Here is a 15,431-nt window from a genome sequence, read left to right on the forward strand (position 1 = left end):
TCGTAGGACGATTCATGAAGTCGCCTAGTTGCTGGTCGCTGGAGCCAGACGTGGCTCATTCGGTTATTTGGTTATCCCATAGCATCAAATTTTTATGCTTTCTTATCTCTTGAAAAATACGGTTGACTTTGTATGACACTATGATATGCTTCAAGTATAGTGTTTCTACTAGGGGAGCCCAATGGCGGCTGAGACAATGACCCTTAGAACCTGATCTGGTTTGTACCAGCGGAGGGAAGTGGAAAACTACTTAACAGCGTTATCTGTTTCATGTTTATGTGTATGGACAAAAGTCCTTTTACACAGATAGATTGCGTGTATTAAGTATATCCCTTTCTTCCTCGAGCAATGAAATATGTATGAGGAGGAATTTTTTATGTCATTTACAGACACATTACGAGAGGTAACCGCAAAAAGTTGGGAGCAAAGTATAAAACATCCATTTGTAAAAGGGATCGCCAAAGGTGATTTATCCCTAGACATTTTCAAGTATTATATTTTACAAGACATTTATTACTTAAAGCACTATGGAAAAGTCCATGCCTTAGCAGCTACATTGGCTGAAGATTTTCAAGTAACGGCGATGCTAGCTGACAAAGCAAAAGGAACTGCACAAGCAGAGCTAACCGTGCATAAACAGCATGCAGAAATCTTAAACATCACAGATACAGATTGGGATCATTTCAAACCAGCCCCAACTGCTTACGCTTATACATCACACCTATATCGCGCTGCAGCATCTGGAAGTCTAGGTCAAGCGATTGCAGCCATGTTGCCTTGTTATTGGTTATACGCAGATATCGGAAAAACGTACCAAAATGCCAAACCAACCGAAGAAATCTATCAAAATTGGATCGCTACCTATGCAAGCGACTGGTTTCAAGATTCAACCAATGAACAGATTAAGTTACTTAATCAAATTGCAGCCGAATCTACCGAGAAGGAAAAAGAAAAGATGAAAGAGCAATTTATCATTGCTAAAGAATACGAGCTTGCCTTCTGGGAGATGTCCTATACAAAGGAAAATTGGTTCTCTGACAGACATTGGCATGAGCCTTCGATGGCTTAAATGACCACCTGCTGGATTAAACCCGCAATTTAAAGTTAAATAAATACAAATTCAGTGAAAGAAAACTATCTTTCACTGATTTTTCAATGGACAGAATCATCTATCTGTAAGCTTCAGGTTGATGATTATTTCTTATCATTGTTAACATATAGAAAAATGGAACTGCAATGGACATAGCGATTTTTTTCTTTATAGTAACGTTATATCCTAATCTCCAATTTATTTCAACATGATAAAGAACGAATAACAATTCTTTATAGCTAGGAATGAATTCGCTCTATATCCAGTCAAAACGATTTTGTAGTGAAAAAATTGTCTCATATTTATTGATTTTGAAGGAGCGTTAATATGAACACTCTCCCCCTTTTATTTAGAAAACTTATTACTTCTTACATACTTACTATTTTTACTGCTATCTACTTTGCAATTTCTTATCTATTCCCAATAGAATCAGCTTCCTATTATTTAGAAGTGGACTTTTTAGGGTGGACTTTCATTTATAGCATTTATATTTTTCCTGTACTGCTTTTATATGGAAGTCCTATTTCAATTATAGTAGAGCTCATTCATAAAAAAGGCATCTTTAAAAATAAATGGCTTTACATTTTATTACATAGTTTATTTGGAGGATTTTTCGGTATTATTGTGGTGACTCTTGACTCTTTTCTTTTTAATTGGTTATTCATTTTATTTGGCGCATTTCTGGCATTATTATATGCTGTGATTGATCGCATTCTCTATATAAAAATAAAAAGCAAAAAAGCAATTTGGATTAGTCTATCGTTTCCAGTTATTATATTGGCATTCATGTGGGGCGGTTTTCAATTTGCATCAGAGCCTCTCCCTCCATTTACTGCAGAAGATGCTATAAAATTTGCCTCAGAGGGAGATGAAATGCTAGCAAAATTCCCACAAAAAGAAGGTATTTCTAAAGTGGAAATTGACGGATACCATATAATCCAAGAAACAAAAGCTGAAATTATTGATGATGATACTTATATCATCTATTTTTTCGAAACATGGAGTAAAAATGGCGAAAGCGATTCATTTTCTATTTCCTATAAGATAGACCGCATTTCTTCAACTTTGCACAACTCAGATTGGAACTATAACCGTCCATTTGAATATTAAGTCTATCGATGAATTTGAGGTGTTGGAAAACAGATTTTTTTGAAAGAGGACAATAGTTAAAGCGAACCCAGTGTACATGAAGTGAACTCCAATGAGTGGTTCTTCCATCCCCCCACTGGTTGTTAGCACCTCAAGGGTATGACTTAAAGGCATCTGAACGAATCTGAATTTAGGGCTGTTATCTACCACTCAGACTTGATCAACGCACATCTTCAATTCGAAGCGGGAGTCTTATAACACCTTATACCCGGATAAAAACCCTGACTGCATCATTTTCTAAATTATTTGAGATAAACGAAAGGATTGCATAATTGCACCTTGTAATGAAATATTTTTTTATAAACTGTTAATTAGTTGCTCCGTTGTCCGTATCGTGGCAAATTCACCATGCAATGTAGCCATAGATACATTATGTATAGTTTCTGCATCATAATATCTATTATGTTGATCTTTCAATCCAAATGCTGCAGTAGCATCTGAAATCAGATATGTATCAAACCCTAAATTACCACTCATTCTTGCAGTCGTTGATACACAATGCGGTGTAGTCAATCCCATAATTACAACGGTTGATACTTCATTTGCTTTTAATTGTTCTTCTAAGTTAGTACCAATAAAACTACTGTTTACTTTTTTTGTAATGATAACTTCCCCCTCGATTGGTTCAACTATTTCTTTGATAGCAAAGCCTTTATTTGCCATATGAAATACGGAATGAGGATTATCAGACGTGTGTTGTATATGAAATACTATCCACTTCTTTTCCCTCCAAAATTGTAGTATTTTTCTCATATTCTCTTCTGCTTCTTGATTATTTCTCTCACCCCATTTTTTATCATCAAATGCCTTTTGGACATCGACCAAAATTAAAGCTTTTTTCGTTTCACTCATGAGTTTCTCCTCCTAATGTTTTATTTACCATTGATAATTATGCTCATATTGTAAATGCAAAATTTAATATTTTTTCCAGAAAGAAAGCTAATTTAAGCAACTAAATTGTGAGCCATTTCTTTAGCCAACTTTTGAATACCTTCTTGTACATCATTAAGACAATTGAACTGTCGGTTGGGTTTCTATTATTCATTGTACTTCCCCTTCCTCATCTACTTTTAGATTAATAGAAATATTTCAAGGTTTATATTTTTTGTCAAAAGCTAGGTAGAGTACCTTTATTGCCATACATGGATCCCTTTATGGTTTAATTTGCAATATCACCCACCGGCATTCTCCTAACTTATACTTATTGAATACCATCATAAAAAACACCCAACAGTTAGTTTAATATCGCGCTAACTTCAGGGTGTCCTATCTGTATTATTTACTCTATCATGTAAGAATGCAAGCAAAAGTAAAATGAAATGAACCTATGCACATTCCTTCAAAATACAAATTCCATATTGCTTTAGTTCCTTATGAATCACTGGACTATCAGCTATACCTTGACAATAACTGTATTCTAAGAAAACCGCATACATACTGTTCCATGCAGCCTCTAATTCGGTAAGTAAGTCCTTTTGTTCCGTAGTAGTTAACGCTGCTTGCAATTGCTTAAAGATTTCATCAGCATGATCTTCTTCTTTTTTTAAATTTGAGTTTATTAAAGCATTACGGTAAGCAACTTGATGAATGCGCTCAACAAAAACGATGTTATTAAATGCCTTTCGTAATATATGCTGCTTAGCATCTTCTGTTTCTTTTTCGTCCGTAAACATATATCCTACTTGTTCATCGCACAGTATTTCTTCTGTTTGCTTCGCGTGAAAGAAATTATACATGTGGTTCCATTCATTTACCGAATTAAAACAACCCGATGTTTCTTGAAAAACGGCCAAAGTGCTCGCTTTCATATTGGCATCCCTCCATCAAAGTTAAGTTATCTTATTCCTCGCACACGCCTTCTACTATCAAGGATTTTAATCATTCAAAAAATTGTTCATTTGAAAAGTAATTTAGATAATTATACAATATTTCACCTCACTAAAATTAAATTTTCAAAATTAATCTGTACAATTATACTAACATATGTTCGGTTTTTTTGCACAGTTAAACCTCTTAAGATAGGAAAGCTTTTTTACCTATACCCACATTCGTTCATAGGTGGATTTGTTCATTCTTTCATCAACAATTTCTTGATTAACGTCATAAAATAACCGCAGAAAGTCACAAAAGCAAATTCGACCCCCTACGGTTACTATGATGTTTCAAGTTTAGTTAACTATAAGTTAAACACAAAACAAAGCATCAACGATTACTTCTATTCTACTTTATTCATTGCTTTATTACTTGAACCAAATTCTTGGATTTTTTCATGTACTGTTTCCTTTATTGCCTGTTTACTTAACTCCAATAATTTCTTTGGCTCATATACTTCTGGATTTTCTACCAAACTTTGTTGTAGTGCTTCTCTCCAAGCTATATTCATTTCAGTATTAATATTAATCTTAGCATGCCCTAAGCGTATTGATCTTTGCAGTTGGTCTAACGGTATTCCACTCGCTCCATGTAAGACAAGTGGGATTTCAACTTCTTTAGATATTTCAGCCATCTGCTTAAATCCTAGCTTTGGTTCACCAACATACTTGCCATGTACAGAACCTAGTGCAGCAGCAAGCGCATCAACTCTTGTTTTCTCCACAAGCTCTACACATTCTCGTAAATTGGCATAACAAATATTGCCTATTAGACCATCTTCATAACCACCAACCGTACCAATTTCTGCTTCAACGGATACACCATTTACATGTGCATAGTCTACTACTTGTTTCGTATTTTTAATATTCTCATCAATTGGAAAGTGGCTACCATCGTACATCACAGAGCTATATCCAGCGTCAATCGCTTCAAAACATCTTTCTACACTTTGCCCATGATCCAAATGTAATACAACCGGAACAGTAATTTGCTGAACTTCCATTAGATTACGAACCATATTAGAAATTAGTTTGAAACCACCAAGATAATCCACCAATCTATCCGAAGAAGCAATAATAACAGGAGCCTTTGCCTCTTGAGCTGCCTCTAATATAGCTTGTGGCCAAATAAGACCATTGATGTTAAAATGTCCTACAGCATATCCTGCTTGCTTAGCTTGAGGAAGTATATCATTTAATGTAACTAATGCCATGTTCATTTCTCCTAATTCATTTTGCAAAGCTTTCTCATTTACGTTAGTTATTCCTTAATAACCTTTCGCCTGCTTCATTGCTTCTTGCTTATTTTGAAATGCCTTATTTATACTTTCCTGTTTAGAAACTTCAGATAAACCGACATTCCACCAACTTCCCTCATAGCCATCTGACATTGTTTTTGGAAGAACTTTAATTTCAATTAATGTGGAATTTGGTTGTTTTTTCGCATCTTCAATAGCTAGTCTCAATTCATCAAGATTACTTATTTTATAGGTCTTAGCGCCGTAACCCTCTGCTACTTTTGCATAGTCTATGTTTAAAATTGTACCAGCTGCTGTTCTAAATTCTGTTCCTTGGTTTGCGCACCCGTTACCCATTTGTAGATTATTAATACAACCAAATCCAGAGTTATCAAATAGAATAATATTAATTTTTTTATTGTATTGAATAGCTGTAACAAGTTCCGAATGTAGCATTAAGAAACTCCCATCACCAACAAAGGCATACACTTCTTTATCTGGTTCCGCTAGACGTGCTCCTAATGCACCAGCAATTTCATACCCCATACAAGAGTAACCATATTCCAAGTGATACGTATTAGGAACGACCGGATTCCATAATCTTTGCATATCTCCTGGTAATGAACCAGCCGCCGAAACAACAATAGCGTCTTCATTAAGCGATTCATTTAATGCAACAAATACTTCTGTTTGCGTTAGTTCTGTCTGTAAAACATTTGCGTATTCGTTTAACGTTTCTTGTGAAAATTGTCCGTCTATTTCAGGAACAAAATCTTTCCGTTTAAATTGAACATTTGCTAAACGAGTTCTTTCATCTAGCCATTCCCTTTTTAATTCTTCTAATTGCGTACCATAATTTGCCTTATATCCTTCTAATAGTGGCGCTAACTCTTTAAGTGTCGCTTTTGCATCACCAACAACTTGAAATGCGTCCAACTTATATGCTTGCATACGACTTATATTAATGTTAAGAAATTGACTTTTCTCCAAATTAAACAACGTTTTAGAAGAAGTGGTGAAATCGGTATATCTTGTACCAATACCAATTATTAGATCTGCCTCTTTAACTACCTTATTTGCAGCAGATGTACCTAAAATTCCTAGTCCACCTAAATTATTTTTGAATTGCCACTCTACAGTCGATTTCCCAGCATGTGTTTCTACTAATGGAATATCATGTCGTTCTGAGATGTGGATTAATTCCTCTCTTGCTTCTGAGTACTTACAACCACCGCCAACAACAATTACTGGTTGACGACTGTTTTTAATTCTTTCTACACTTCCTTCCATTTCGCGCTTTGTAGGTACTGTACGGTTGATATAATGTACGCGTTTTTGAAAAAATTCAACCGGATAATTGTACGCTTCTCCTTCTACATCTTGAGGTAAGCAAATCGTAGCTGGCCCCATCGTAGCTGGATTGGTCATTACTTCAAACGCTCTGATTAAAGCAGACATTAGCTGTTCTGGTCTTTGAACGCGATCCCAATAACGCGAAACAGCTTTGAATGCGTCATTAGTTGAAATAGCAATGCTTGACTCTTGTTCTATTTGTTGTAATACTGGATCTGGCTGTCTTGTAGCAAATGTATCTGCTGGTAAGAATAAAACAGGAATCTGATTCGCCAAAGCTGTGCCGGCAGCTGTGATCATATTCGCTGATCCTGGCCCAGCTGAACTAGATAAAGCATAGATCTTTTTACGTAAGGATTGTTTAGAAAAAGCAATTGCTGCATGAGCCATCCCCTGTTCGTTTTTTCCCATAAAGGTTTTTAAGTGGCCTGCGTCTTCTTCTAAAGCTTCCCCAATTCCAAGAACATTGCCATGGCCATATATATGAAAGATACCTTCAACAAAAGGATGTTCTTTGCCATCAACAGATAAATACTGCTGATTTAAAAACTTTATTAACGCTTGGGCAGTTGTTAAACGAATGGTTGCTACCATAAAATCTCGCCTCCATATCTATTGGGATTGATTGTTGATTAATTCCTCAATCTCTGAAACAGTTGGCATCGCTTCAGAAGAACTATGCTTACTAACAACAATCGCTGCTGCTGCACTAGCATATTTTAAAGCGGTTTCTACATCTTTCTCATTAAATAACGCATAAAGAAATGCAGAAGCATAAGCATCCCCAGCACCAAAGGTCTTTAAAACTTCGGTCTTGTAAGCGTTCGCTTTATATTCTTTTCCCTCTTTACTATATGCAAAAGATCCTTCGACACCGTGTTTAATGACAATTAATTCAGGCTCATATTTAAATAATTCCTTTACAGTATCTTGATTATCTCCGCCTTCTTTCCCTTCCAACATATCAAATTCATCACGAGTACCGATGACAATATCCGCTTTTTGTGCTACTAATGTGTAATAAGTGGATACTTCTTCCTCTGACTTCCATGTGTATGGACGGTAGTCGATTTCAAAGATAACTTTTACATCGTTTGCTTTTGCGTATGCAACAGCAGTTAATACAGCCTCTCGAGAAGGACTTTGTGCAAGAGCTGTTCCAGATACTAAAAGAACTTCAGCCTCACGGATATATTTTTCATCCACTTCCTGTGGTGTTAAATAAAGGTCTGCTACATTATCTCTATACATTAAAATAGAACATTCACTAGGACTCTTAATTTCCGTAAATGCTAACCCCGACTTCCTTCCTTCTTGATCCACCACCGTTTTCGAAGTATCTACACCTTTTCCAGCCATATAAGTCGCTATAAATCTTCCGTGCTGATCATCGGATACTTTTCCAATAAACCCAACATTTAGCCCTAAATTTGACGTTCCAATAGCAATATTTGCTGGAGAACCACCGACATACTTTTGAAAAGTCATGGTTTCTTCCATTGGCCGATTATATTCAACAGCATTTAAATCAATACATGCTCTACCAATAGCAATTATATCCATTTTTTTATTTCCTTTTTTTAACCTCATGGTTTTATCCTCCAATTTCCAACTTAGAAAGTTTGCTAACCTAGTAAAATAAAATGATTCTTCATGATTTACTGCTGCACTAGAGGCGCTGTGAACTACCACTTAGATTTGTCCAGCAAACAACTCCAATTATTGTGATAATGGTGTTACAGCGCCATACAATATATTCAGAATCTATCTACAACTATTTTTTAATCGTATGAAAGTAGGTATTACTTCCTCTTCAAAATCCACTCATGATCTGGATCGTTATGAAACTTCCAAATCTTTTTAGGACCAGCCATGACATTTAAATAATAGGAAGTGTAACCATCTGGCACTCCAACAGGGTGATAGCCTTTGGGAACGGAAACGACATCGCTATGCTCTACACTCATCGTTTCATCTAAAGAACGATCATCTGTATACACACGCTGGAACACAAAGCCTTGTTCTGGGTCTATTTCATGATAGTACGTTTCCTCTAAAAATGATTCTTCTGGCAAGTTATCCTGATCATGCTTGTGAGGAGGGTAACTTGAAAAGTTACCCCCATCTGTATATACCTCTACAACTAATAAACTACTAGATACAGCTGAACTATCTGGCAATATATTGTGTACCATTCTTTTATTCTGATATTTCCCTCGATGCTCTACAGAGTTATCAGCTGACCGTATCACTTGAGCTTGCCGTTTTTCTGTTGTAGGTGCATAGCATAATGCTATCTTACAAGCACTTTTTGCAACTATTTTAAATATAGAATCCTTTGAAATATAAACACTATCTGTCGGTTTCTTTTCAAATACAGAATCGCGCGTTCCTAATTCTTCAAACAGTTGATCTCCTGTTTTTACAGAAGCCTTTCCTGTTAAAACAACAATACATACTTCTTTATCAGTCAATTCTTCAGCATAAGTCGCTTGCTCATCCAACTGAATGAGTTTAAATGCGACGTATTTTAAATCTGAATTTCTTTCATGAACATCTTGCAAAATGGTAACTCCAGAAACCTTATGATCGTTCGGTTTATATTGCAACTTACTCATCACCATGCTCCTTTATTTAAAATCTTTTGTTGCATATCTAGCGGTAACTACTTTCTTATGTGTGTAGAATTCAACACCGTCTTTTCCATTGGCGTGCAATGTTCCATAAAAAGATGATTTCCATCCTGAGAATGGGAAGAATGCCATTGGTGCTGGAACACCTAAGTTAACTCCGAGCATACCCGCATCTATATTTTCACGGAAATAACGGATTGCATTTGCATTATTCGTGAACAAGCATGCGCCATTAGCGAAGACAGATTTATTGGCCAATTCTACTCCTGCTGCCAGATTCTTCACTTTCACAACACAAAGAACAGGCGTAAATAATTCCTCTTTCCAAATGGTCATTTCTGGAGTGACATCCGTAAATATAGTTGGACCGACAAAATATCCTTCACTTGGAATTCCTTCACGGCCATCCAATACTAATGTAGCACCTTCGTCTACACCTTTTTGAATATAATCAAATGTTTTTTGTTGATGTTCTTTGCGAATTACTGGCCCTAAAAACACATCTTCATCTAATCCATTACCCATTTTTAACTGTTTAGCCTCAGATACCAGCTGTTCCATAAATGCATCATAAATACCTTCTTCTACTGCCACAACGGATGCAGCCATACATCTTTCACCAGCAGAACCATAAGCAGCAGCGATTACATTACGAATCGTTTCATCTAAGTCAGCATCATTTAAAACAATGGTATGGTTTTTAGCACCAGTTAAAGCTTGCACGCGCTTAAGGTTTTCAGAACCTTTTTGGTAAACATACTTTCCAACAGGTTCTGACCCTACAAAAGATACTGCTTTTATTTCTGGATGTTCAAGTATTCCATTTACTACGTCATGTGCACCATTTACAATTTGAAACACGCCATTTGGAAGACCAGCTTCTTTAAATAACTCTGCTAATTTTTCTGTTAAAAGTGGCGTACGTTCGGATGGTTTCAAAATAAATGTGTTTCCACATGCAATGGCCATTGGGAACATCCAACAAGGCACCATCATCGGAAAATTGAAAGGTGAGATTCCGCCAACTACACCAATAGGGTAACGATAATTGGTCGCTTCTACATCGGTAGCAATGGATGACAATGAATCTCCCATTGTTAAAGAAGGTGCTCCAGCAGCAAATTCTACATTTTCAATTCCACGTTGCACTTCCCCTAGAGCTTCACTGTATGCCTTTCCATTTTCAATTGTTATTAAACGAGCAAGCTCTTCCTTGTTTTCCATGAGTAACTGTTGGAACTTAAATAAGATACGTGCTCTTTTTGGTACAGCAGTGTTACTCCATGATTGAAAAGCTTCACTGGCTATTTCTACGGCTTCATTTAATTCTTTTTTTGTGGAAATAGGAACTCTTGCAACGACTTCCTCTGTTGCTGGATTTAAAACATCTTCAAAAGTTTTCGTTTCACTTCCAACCCATTTTCCATTCACAAAGTTTTTCAAAGTTCTAATTTCACCCATTATGAACACCTCTTTTTGAGTTTTATTGTTATCTTTTGATTAACATTTAGTTATATGTTGATTACAATTCAATATTATATTAAACTTATATTAAAGTCAAGGTTTGATCATTTATTATCATCACTTTGTTATCAAAATATGGTTAACTGTTGATTAACTACGATGAAAATGGTATCTTGAAATACAATAATATGACTAAGGAAGTGCTTAAAATGAAATTAAAAAGAATACAGGAAATTGAAGCTTACGTTTACGAAAACGGTAGTGCAAGCATTGATGAACTTTGTGATAAGTTTAATGTGTCTAAAAACACGATTCGTCGCGATATAAACAAAATTGTTGAGAATGGAACAATAAAAAAAGTCTATGGTGGCGTTGCTTCTGTTTCTAATCAACTTAAACCCTACGAACATCGTCACTCCAGCCATTCAGAAGAGAAAATAGCCATTGGTAAAGCCGCAGCGGCGGAAATTGAGGATAACGATCTTGTTTTTATTGATTCCGGTACAACAACTAGTTGTATAGGCGATTTTTTTGATCCAGATAAAAGAGTAACCATCATTACCAATAACTTAAATATCATTAATAAAGCCGCTGAGTTAAGTAATTATCAGCTCATATTAATAGGTATGACATATAAGCGTGCTACCAGATCCTTTGTCAATGTAGAGTCTTGGGAATACTTTAAACGTATCAATATTACCAAAAGCTTTATGGCAGCAACAGGGCTTTCAATTGAACGAGGTGTTACGAATTCAGATTTACTAGAATATGATATTAAAAGTCGGATTGTCGAAAAGACGGATCGAAACATTCTGTTAGTCGATCATTCAAAATTCGATAAAGCTGCTTTAGTCACCTATTCAAATATAGAAAAGTTTCATCAAATCATTACTTCAGATTCTATTCCAAAAAACTATAAAGTCTATTGTAAGGAGAAAGGTATTAAAATTAATTATGTCAATTAAAATAAAAGTCATTAAACTTCTAAATCGCTTGCTCATTCCCTTCATTTGCTAGGGCTAATGTATACATTCTGCCCTTTTCTTTTCCCTCCCCCTCGTTTTTTAAAATACGGCATTATGCTGCTACTATTTTTAGTTTTTATATGCTATCAGCTATTTTTTGCTCTTCATCTTCATTCCCTTTTATAAAACTTGGCTATTACCAAGATCTTTATGAGGATAGAACGCCGACGTCCCCCCTAAAATATACCCTAAAAATTTTATATTTAATTACAGTGAAAAAGAAAAAACATAACAGAATAAAGTGATCTTCAATCAGTGGGGGTTTCCTCCTTCCCCCACCGATTATCAGTAACCGAAGATATGACCTCATCGCCTCTTAGGAAGGAGGTAACTTAGATGTGTTATCCCCGACTTAGACTTGTACAGATTTGCATCTGCAATTCTTTGAGCGAGAGTGTTATAGCACTTTATACCCCGGGACAAATAGCACTTTATCTATTCTGTTACGTTTTTTTGTATTAAATCTATAATTCACCATTTAAAAATTGTGCCTCACCAAATCCAAAGCTCCAATCGCTTGCACTGTTTGTCACAATTGAAACCATTACATCCTTTGAGTCCATACCGCAATTCTCACTCAATTCCTTGACAAGGATGTTGTAGAATGATTTCTTTTGCTTATCCGTTCGAGGAGTACTTCTTACAGAAACGGCCACCACTTTATCGCTTCTTTTAAATCCTAAGCCTGTATCTTCTATAATTAGTTCGTGTTTCGGATGCTGATGAACTATTTGATACCTATCACCCTCAGGAACTTCAAATGCTTTAACAACAGCACGGTGAGATGCATCTAATAATAACTTGATTTCTTCTTCCGTCCTACCTTCTATCAAATCAAATGTAAGTAACGGCATATACATTCCCCCTATTGTTCATACCTTATTTTTGTACGACATCTATAAGATTTAATTTTCTCCATTATCCACAGATAAAATCATTGATATTTTTCTACTTTTATTGGAAGCCCAGTTAATAACGATTCTTTTGCCGCAGAAGCAATTCGTTGCGCCATAATACCATCAACGAAGCCACAAGGAACTTCCTCATCGTTATTAATTGCTTCAAAAAACTGTTCTACCTCTTCTATAAAAGCATCATTATATCTTTCTAAAAAGAAGTGTAGCGGATTACTACTTTTTACGCCCTCTTTTAACAGAACCTCAACACTAGATTCTTTTTCATTATTTACTTTTGCTGATCCTTTTGACCCAAATGCCTCTAATTGCTGATCATATCCATATACTGCTTGTCGACTATTGTCAATAACACCTACTAAACCGTTTTCAAATTTCAAAGTAATTAATGCTGTGTCAATATCTTCATACTGCTTAAACTCTGGATTTATGAGCGCTCCACCTACTACATATACTTCTTCAACCTCAGAACCCGATATGAAACGCGCCATATCAAAATCATGAATACTCATATCCATAAATATACCACCAGAGTGAGATACATATTCCAAAGAAGGGGGTTCAGGATCTCGAGATTGAATCTTTAAAATATGCAAATCACCAATAGCTTTATTTTTTACCAATTCTTTCGTTTTTGCAAAGTTACGATCAAATCTTCTATTAAAACCCAATTGAAACTTCACACCAGCTTGTTTTACTACCTTATGAGCTTTACACGTATTTTCATCTGAGAAGCATATCGGCTTTTCGCAAAAGATATGCTTTCCTGCTTTTGCTGCTTCTGTGATAATTTGAACATGCAAACTGGTAGGAGCACATATAAACACCACATTAATTTCTGGGTCGTCTATAATATTTTTATAGTCTTTGGTTAAATTTTCCACTCCAGACTCAGAAAACCAATCTTTCATGTGATCAGCCTGGGGATCTGATACTGTTTTCAGGCGTACATTAGGCATATTTCTCATATTATTAATATGTAATCTCCCAATTCTTCCTGCTCCAATTACTCCTACTACATTCACTTTTTCTTTTTCCATGATTTGCTATCCTCTCTCTTTTAGATATTTCATCGTTGTTATTTTCCTTTAATTAGCTAACACAACAGGCGAAAAAACAGTATACATAATTACCACTAATAACAAAGCTATGGCACTCACCCATTTCACATGTTTCCAAGGAGTCATATCAACCTTATTAAGATTTGCTTGGAATTGAAAAGGTTCTTTTAATGGATTTATTCTTGTCGACAACCATAAAACGAAACAATCTAATATAAATAAAACACTAAATATATAAAGATAGTTTATCTCAGCGAGCAACCCTTGAGCTGCAATATAAACAACAAGGTGGAAGGAGAAAGTAATTTTGGCCCCTTGCGCAGTAACTCGCTTGTTCCAAAAACCAAATAGAATAATAACTAGTAACGGCAAACTATATAACCCGTTAAACTCCTGTATAACGTTATATAAGCCAGTTGGTGCAAAAGCAATTAATGGCGCAATGATTATTGATATAAACCCAACAATGACGGTTACAATTTTTCCCATCCTAGCGACTTGTCTATCTGTTGCATCTTTATTAAAGATTGGCTTGTAAAAATCCAAAGAAAACAAAGTGGCCGTTGAGTTTAATGAACCAACAAATGAGCTTAATATTGCACCAAATATAACAGCCGCAAATATGCCATATGCCCATTCAGGTAACACTGCCGAAACTAAACTCGGATAAGCATCATCTTGATTAGCAATGCCTCCATCAAACATATTAAAAGCAACAATACCTGGTAATACTAGAAATAAGGCTCCAAAAACTTTAAAGAAAGCTACATAAAGCGCACCTTTTTGTCCTTCTTTCAAATTTTTTCCACCTAACGCTTTTTGTACAATCATTTGATTACAGCACCAAAAATATAAATTATTGAACAACATCCCTAACATTAAGGTAGGCCACGGGACATAATCAGAATCTATAGCGCCCCAAGCATTTAACTTTTCCGCTGTATTTTCACGAATAAAATGAACCCCGTCCATAGCGCTCCCATTTCCAAGTGTCACTATTCCCAAGATTAATATCAGTATACCTCCTGTAAGTAAACCAAACCCATAAATAGTATCACTAAAAGCACTTAATGAAAGCCCTCCCATTAAGAGGTATAAAACTCCTACAGCGCCAATAAAAGCTGCACAAATAGCAACTGCTATTAGTGGATCTACACCTAGGATTTCATCTATGTTAAACAACTTATTAAAAACCAAAGCTCCAGAATAAAGTACTACAGGCAAAAATGAAGTCAAGTACGTAAACATAAACAGGATGGAGATAAGCCTTTTTGTAAACGTATCATAGCGGATTTCAATAAAGTCAGAAATCGTATTAACGCCATACTTCATGTACCTCGGTAGAAAAACTAAAGCTAGTAAAACAATCGCAATTGCAGAGGTGACCTCCCAAGCCATGACTTCCATTCCAGCTGCATAACTTTGACCATTCTGTCCAACTAGTTGTTCTGTTGATAAGTTCGTCATAATAATTGTCCCTGCTATAGACAACCCCGTTAAACTATGACCCCCCATAAAAAATCCTTCTGCAGTAGAAATATCAATATTTCTACTTTTCCGCCATGCATAAAGCCATACTAGAGCTATAATGACAACAAATGTCACTAGGGCAAACGCATTCAATGTATCCCCC

13 protein-coding genes and 1 riboswitch are annotated in these 15,431 nt (G+C 35.7%); of the genes, 3 read left to right on the forward strand and 10 right to left on the reverse strand.

Features of this window, described 5'->3' with window-relative positions:
* Positions 1 to 160 precede the first annotated feature (160 nt).
* Positions 161 to 254, forward strand: a riboswitch (TPP riboswitch).
* A gap of 122 nt (positions 255 to 376) precedes the next feature.
* Together tenA and D9780_RS12500 are read left to right on the forward strand one after the other, a co-directional pair.
* Positions 377 to 1,069, forward strand: a complete 693-nt coding sequence (gene tenA / locus D9780_RS12495) for a thiaminase II (RefSeq protein WP_121640314.1) — start codon at positions 377 to 379, stop codon at positions 1,067 to 1,069.
* Between the two features lie 348 nt (positions 1,070 to 1,417).
* Positions 1,418 to 2,200: a hypothetical protein gene (locus D9780_RS12500; protein WP_121640315.1), complete on the forward strand. Its 783-nt coding sequence runs from the start codon at positions 1,418 to 1,420 to the stop codon at positions 2,198 to 2,200.
* A 336-nt stretch (positions 2,201 to 2,536) separates the two neighbouring features.
* Here the strand turns inward: D9780_RS12500 and D9780_RS12505 are convergent, their stop codons facing one another.
* From D9780_RS12505 to D9780_RS12535, 7 genes are all read right to left on the reverse strand, one after another.
* Positions 2,537 to 3,091, reverse strand: coding sequence for a cysteine hydrolase family protein (locus D9780_RS12505; protein ID WP_121640316.1), 555 nt, complete (start codon positions 3,089 to 3,091; stop codon positions 2,537 to 2,539).
* Positions 3,092 to 3,564: 473 nt separating this feature from the next.
* Positions 3,565 to 4,047: a hypothetical protein gene (locus D9780_RS12510; RefSeq protein ID WP_121640317.1), complete on the reverse strand. Its 483-nt coding sequence runs from the start codon at positions 4,045 to 4,047 to the stop codon at positions 3,565 to 3,567.
* Between the two features lie 407 nt (positions 4,048 to 4,454).
* The gene (gene fba / locus D9780_RS12515; protein WP_073008813.1) at positions 4,455 to 5,324 is read right to left on the reverse strand and encodes a class II fructose-1,6-bisphosphate aldolase; all 870 of its coding nucleotides are present in this window, start codon (positions 5,322 to 5,324) and stop codon (positions 4,455 to 4,457) included.
* 54 nt (positions 5,325 to 5,378) lie between these two features.
* Entirely contained in the window at positions 5,379 to 7,295 is a 1,917-nt protein-coding gene (iolD, locus tag D9780_RS12520; RefSeq protein WP_121640318.1) for a 3D-(3,5/4)-trihydroxycyclohexane-1,2-dione acylhydrolase (decyclizing), read from the reverse strand.
* Positions 7,296 to 7,313: 18 nt separating this feature from the next.
* A complete protein-coding gene (gene iolC, locus D9780_RS12525; RefSeq protein ID WP_121640319.1) occupies positions 7,314 to 8,291 on the reverse strand; it encodes a 5-dehydro-2-deoxygluconokinase in 978 nt (325 codons plus the stop codon).
* A gap of 212 nt (positions 8,292 to 8,503) precedes the next feature.
* Positions 8,504 to 9,319 carry a 5-deoxy-glucuronate isomerase gene (gene iolB / locus D9780_RS12530; RefSeq protein WP_121640320.1) on the reverse strand — a complete coding sequence of 272 codons (816 nt, stop codon included), beginning with the start codon at positions 9,317 to 9,319 and terminating at the stop codon, positions 8,504 to 8,506.
* A 12-nt stretch (positions 9,320 to 9,331) separates the two neighbouring features.
* Positions 9,332 to 10,795 (reverse strand): CoA-acylating methylmalonate-semialdehyde dehydrogenase, encoded by a 1,464-nt coding sequence (locus tag D9780_RS12535; protein WP_121640321.1) that lies wholly within the window; start codon positions 10,793 to 10,795, stop codon positions 9,332 to 9,334.
* A gap of 212 nt (positions 10,796 to 11,007) precedes the next feature.
* On the opposite strand from D9780_RS12535, the gene D9780_RS12540 reads away from it, so the two are divergent.
* Positions 11,008 to 11,763 (forward strand): DeoR/GlpR family DNA-binding transcription regulator, encoded by a 756-nt coding sequence (locus tag D9780_RS12540; RefSeq protein ID WP_121640322.1) that lies wholly within the window; start codon positions 11,008 to 11,010, stop codon positions 11,761 to 11,763.
* 524 nt (positions 11,764 to 12,287) lie between these two features.
* On the opposite strand, the gene D9780_RS12545 is transcribed toward D9780_RS12540, so the two are convergent.
* The 3 genes from D9780_RS12545 to D9780_RS12555 all read right to left on the reverse strand — a co-directional run bounded on the left by D9780_RS12545 (position 12,288) and on the right by D9780_RS12555 (position 15,421).
* Complete coding sequence (locus D9780_RS12545; RefSeq protein WP_121640323.1) at positions 12,288 to 12,677, reverse strand: tautomerase family protein; 390 nt, start codon at positions 12,675 to 12,677, stop codon at positions 12,288 to 12,290.
* 80 nt (positions 12,678 to 12,757) lie between these two features.
* Positions 12,758 to 13,777, reverse strand: a complete 1,020-nt coding sequence (gene iolG, locus D9780_RS12550) for an inositol 2-dehydrogenase (RefSeq protein WP_073008990.1) — start codon at positions 13,775 to 13,777, stop codon at positions 12,758 to 12,760.
* A gap of 48 nt (positions 13,778 to 13,825) precedes the next feature.
* Positions 13,826 to 15,421: a solute:sodium symporter family transporter gene (locus D9780_RS12555; protein ID WP_121640324.1), complete on the reverse strand. Its 1,596-nt coding sequence runs from the start codon at positions 15,419 to 15,421 to the stop codon at positions 13,826 to 13,828.
* Positions 15,422 to 15,431: the final 10 nt, after the last annotated feature.

Source organism: Virgibacillus sp. Bac330 (assembly GCF_003667845.1).
Lineage (GTDB): Bacteria > Bacillota > Bacilli > Bacillales > Amphibacillaceae > Virgibacillus > Virgibacillus chiguensis.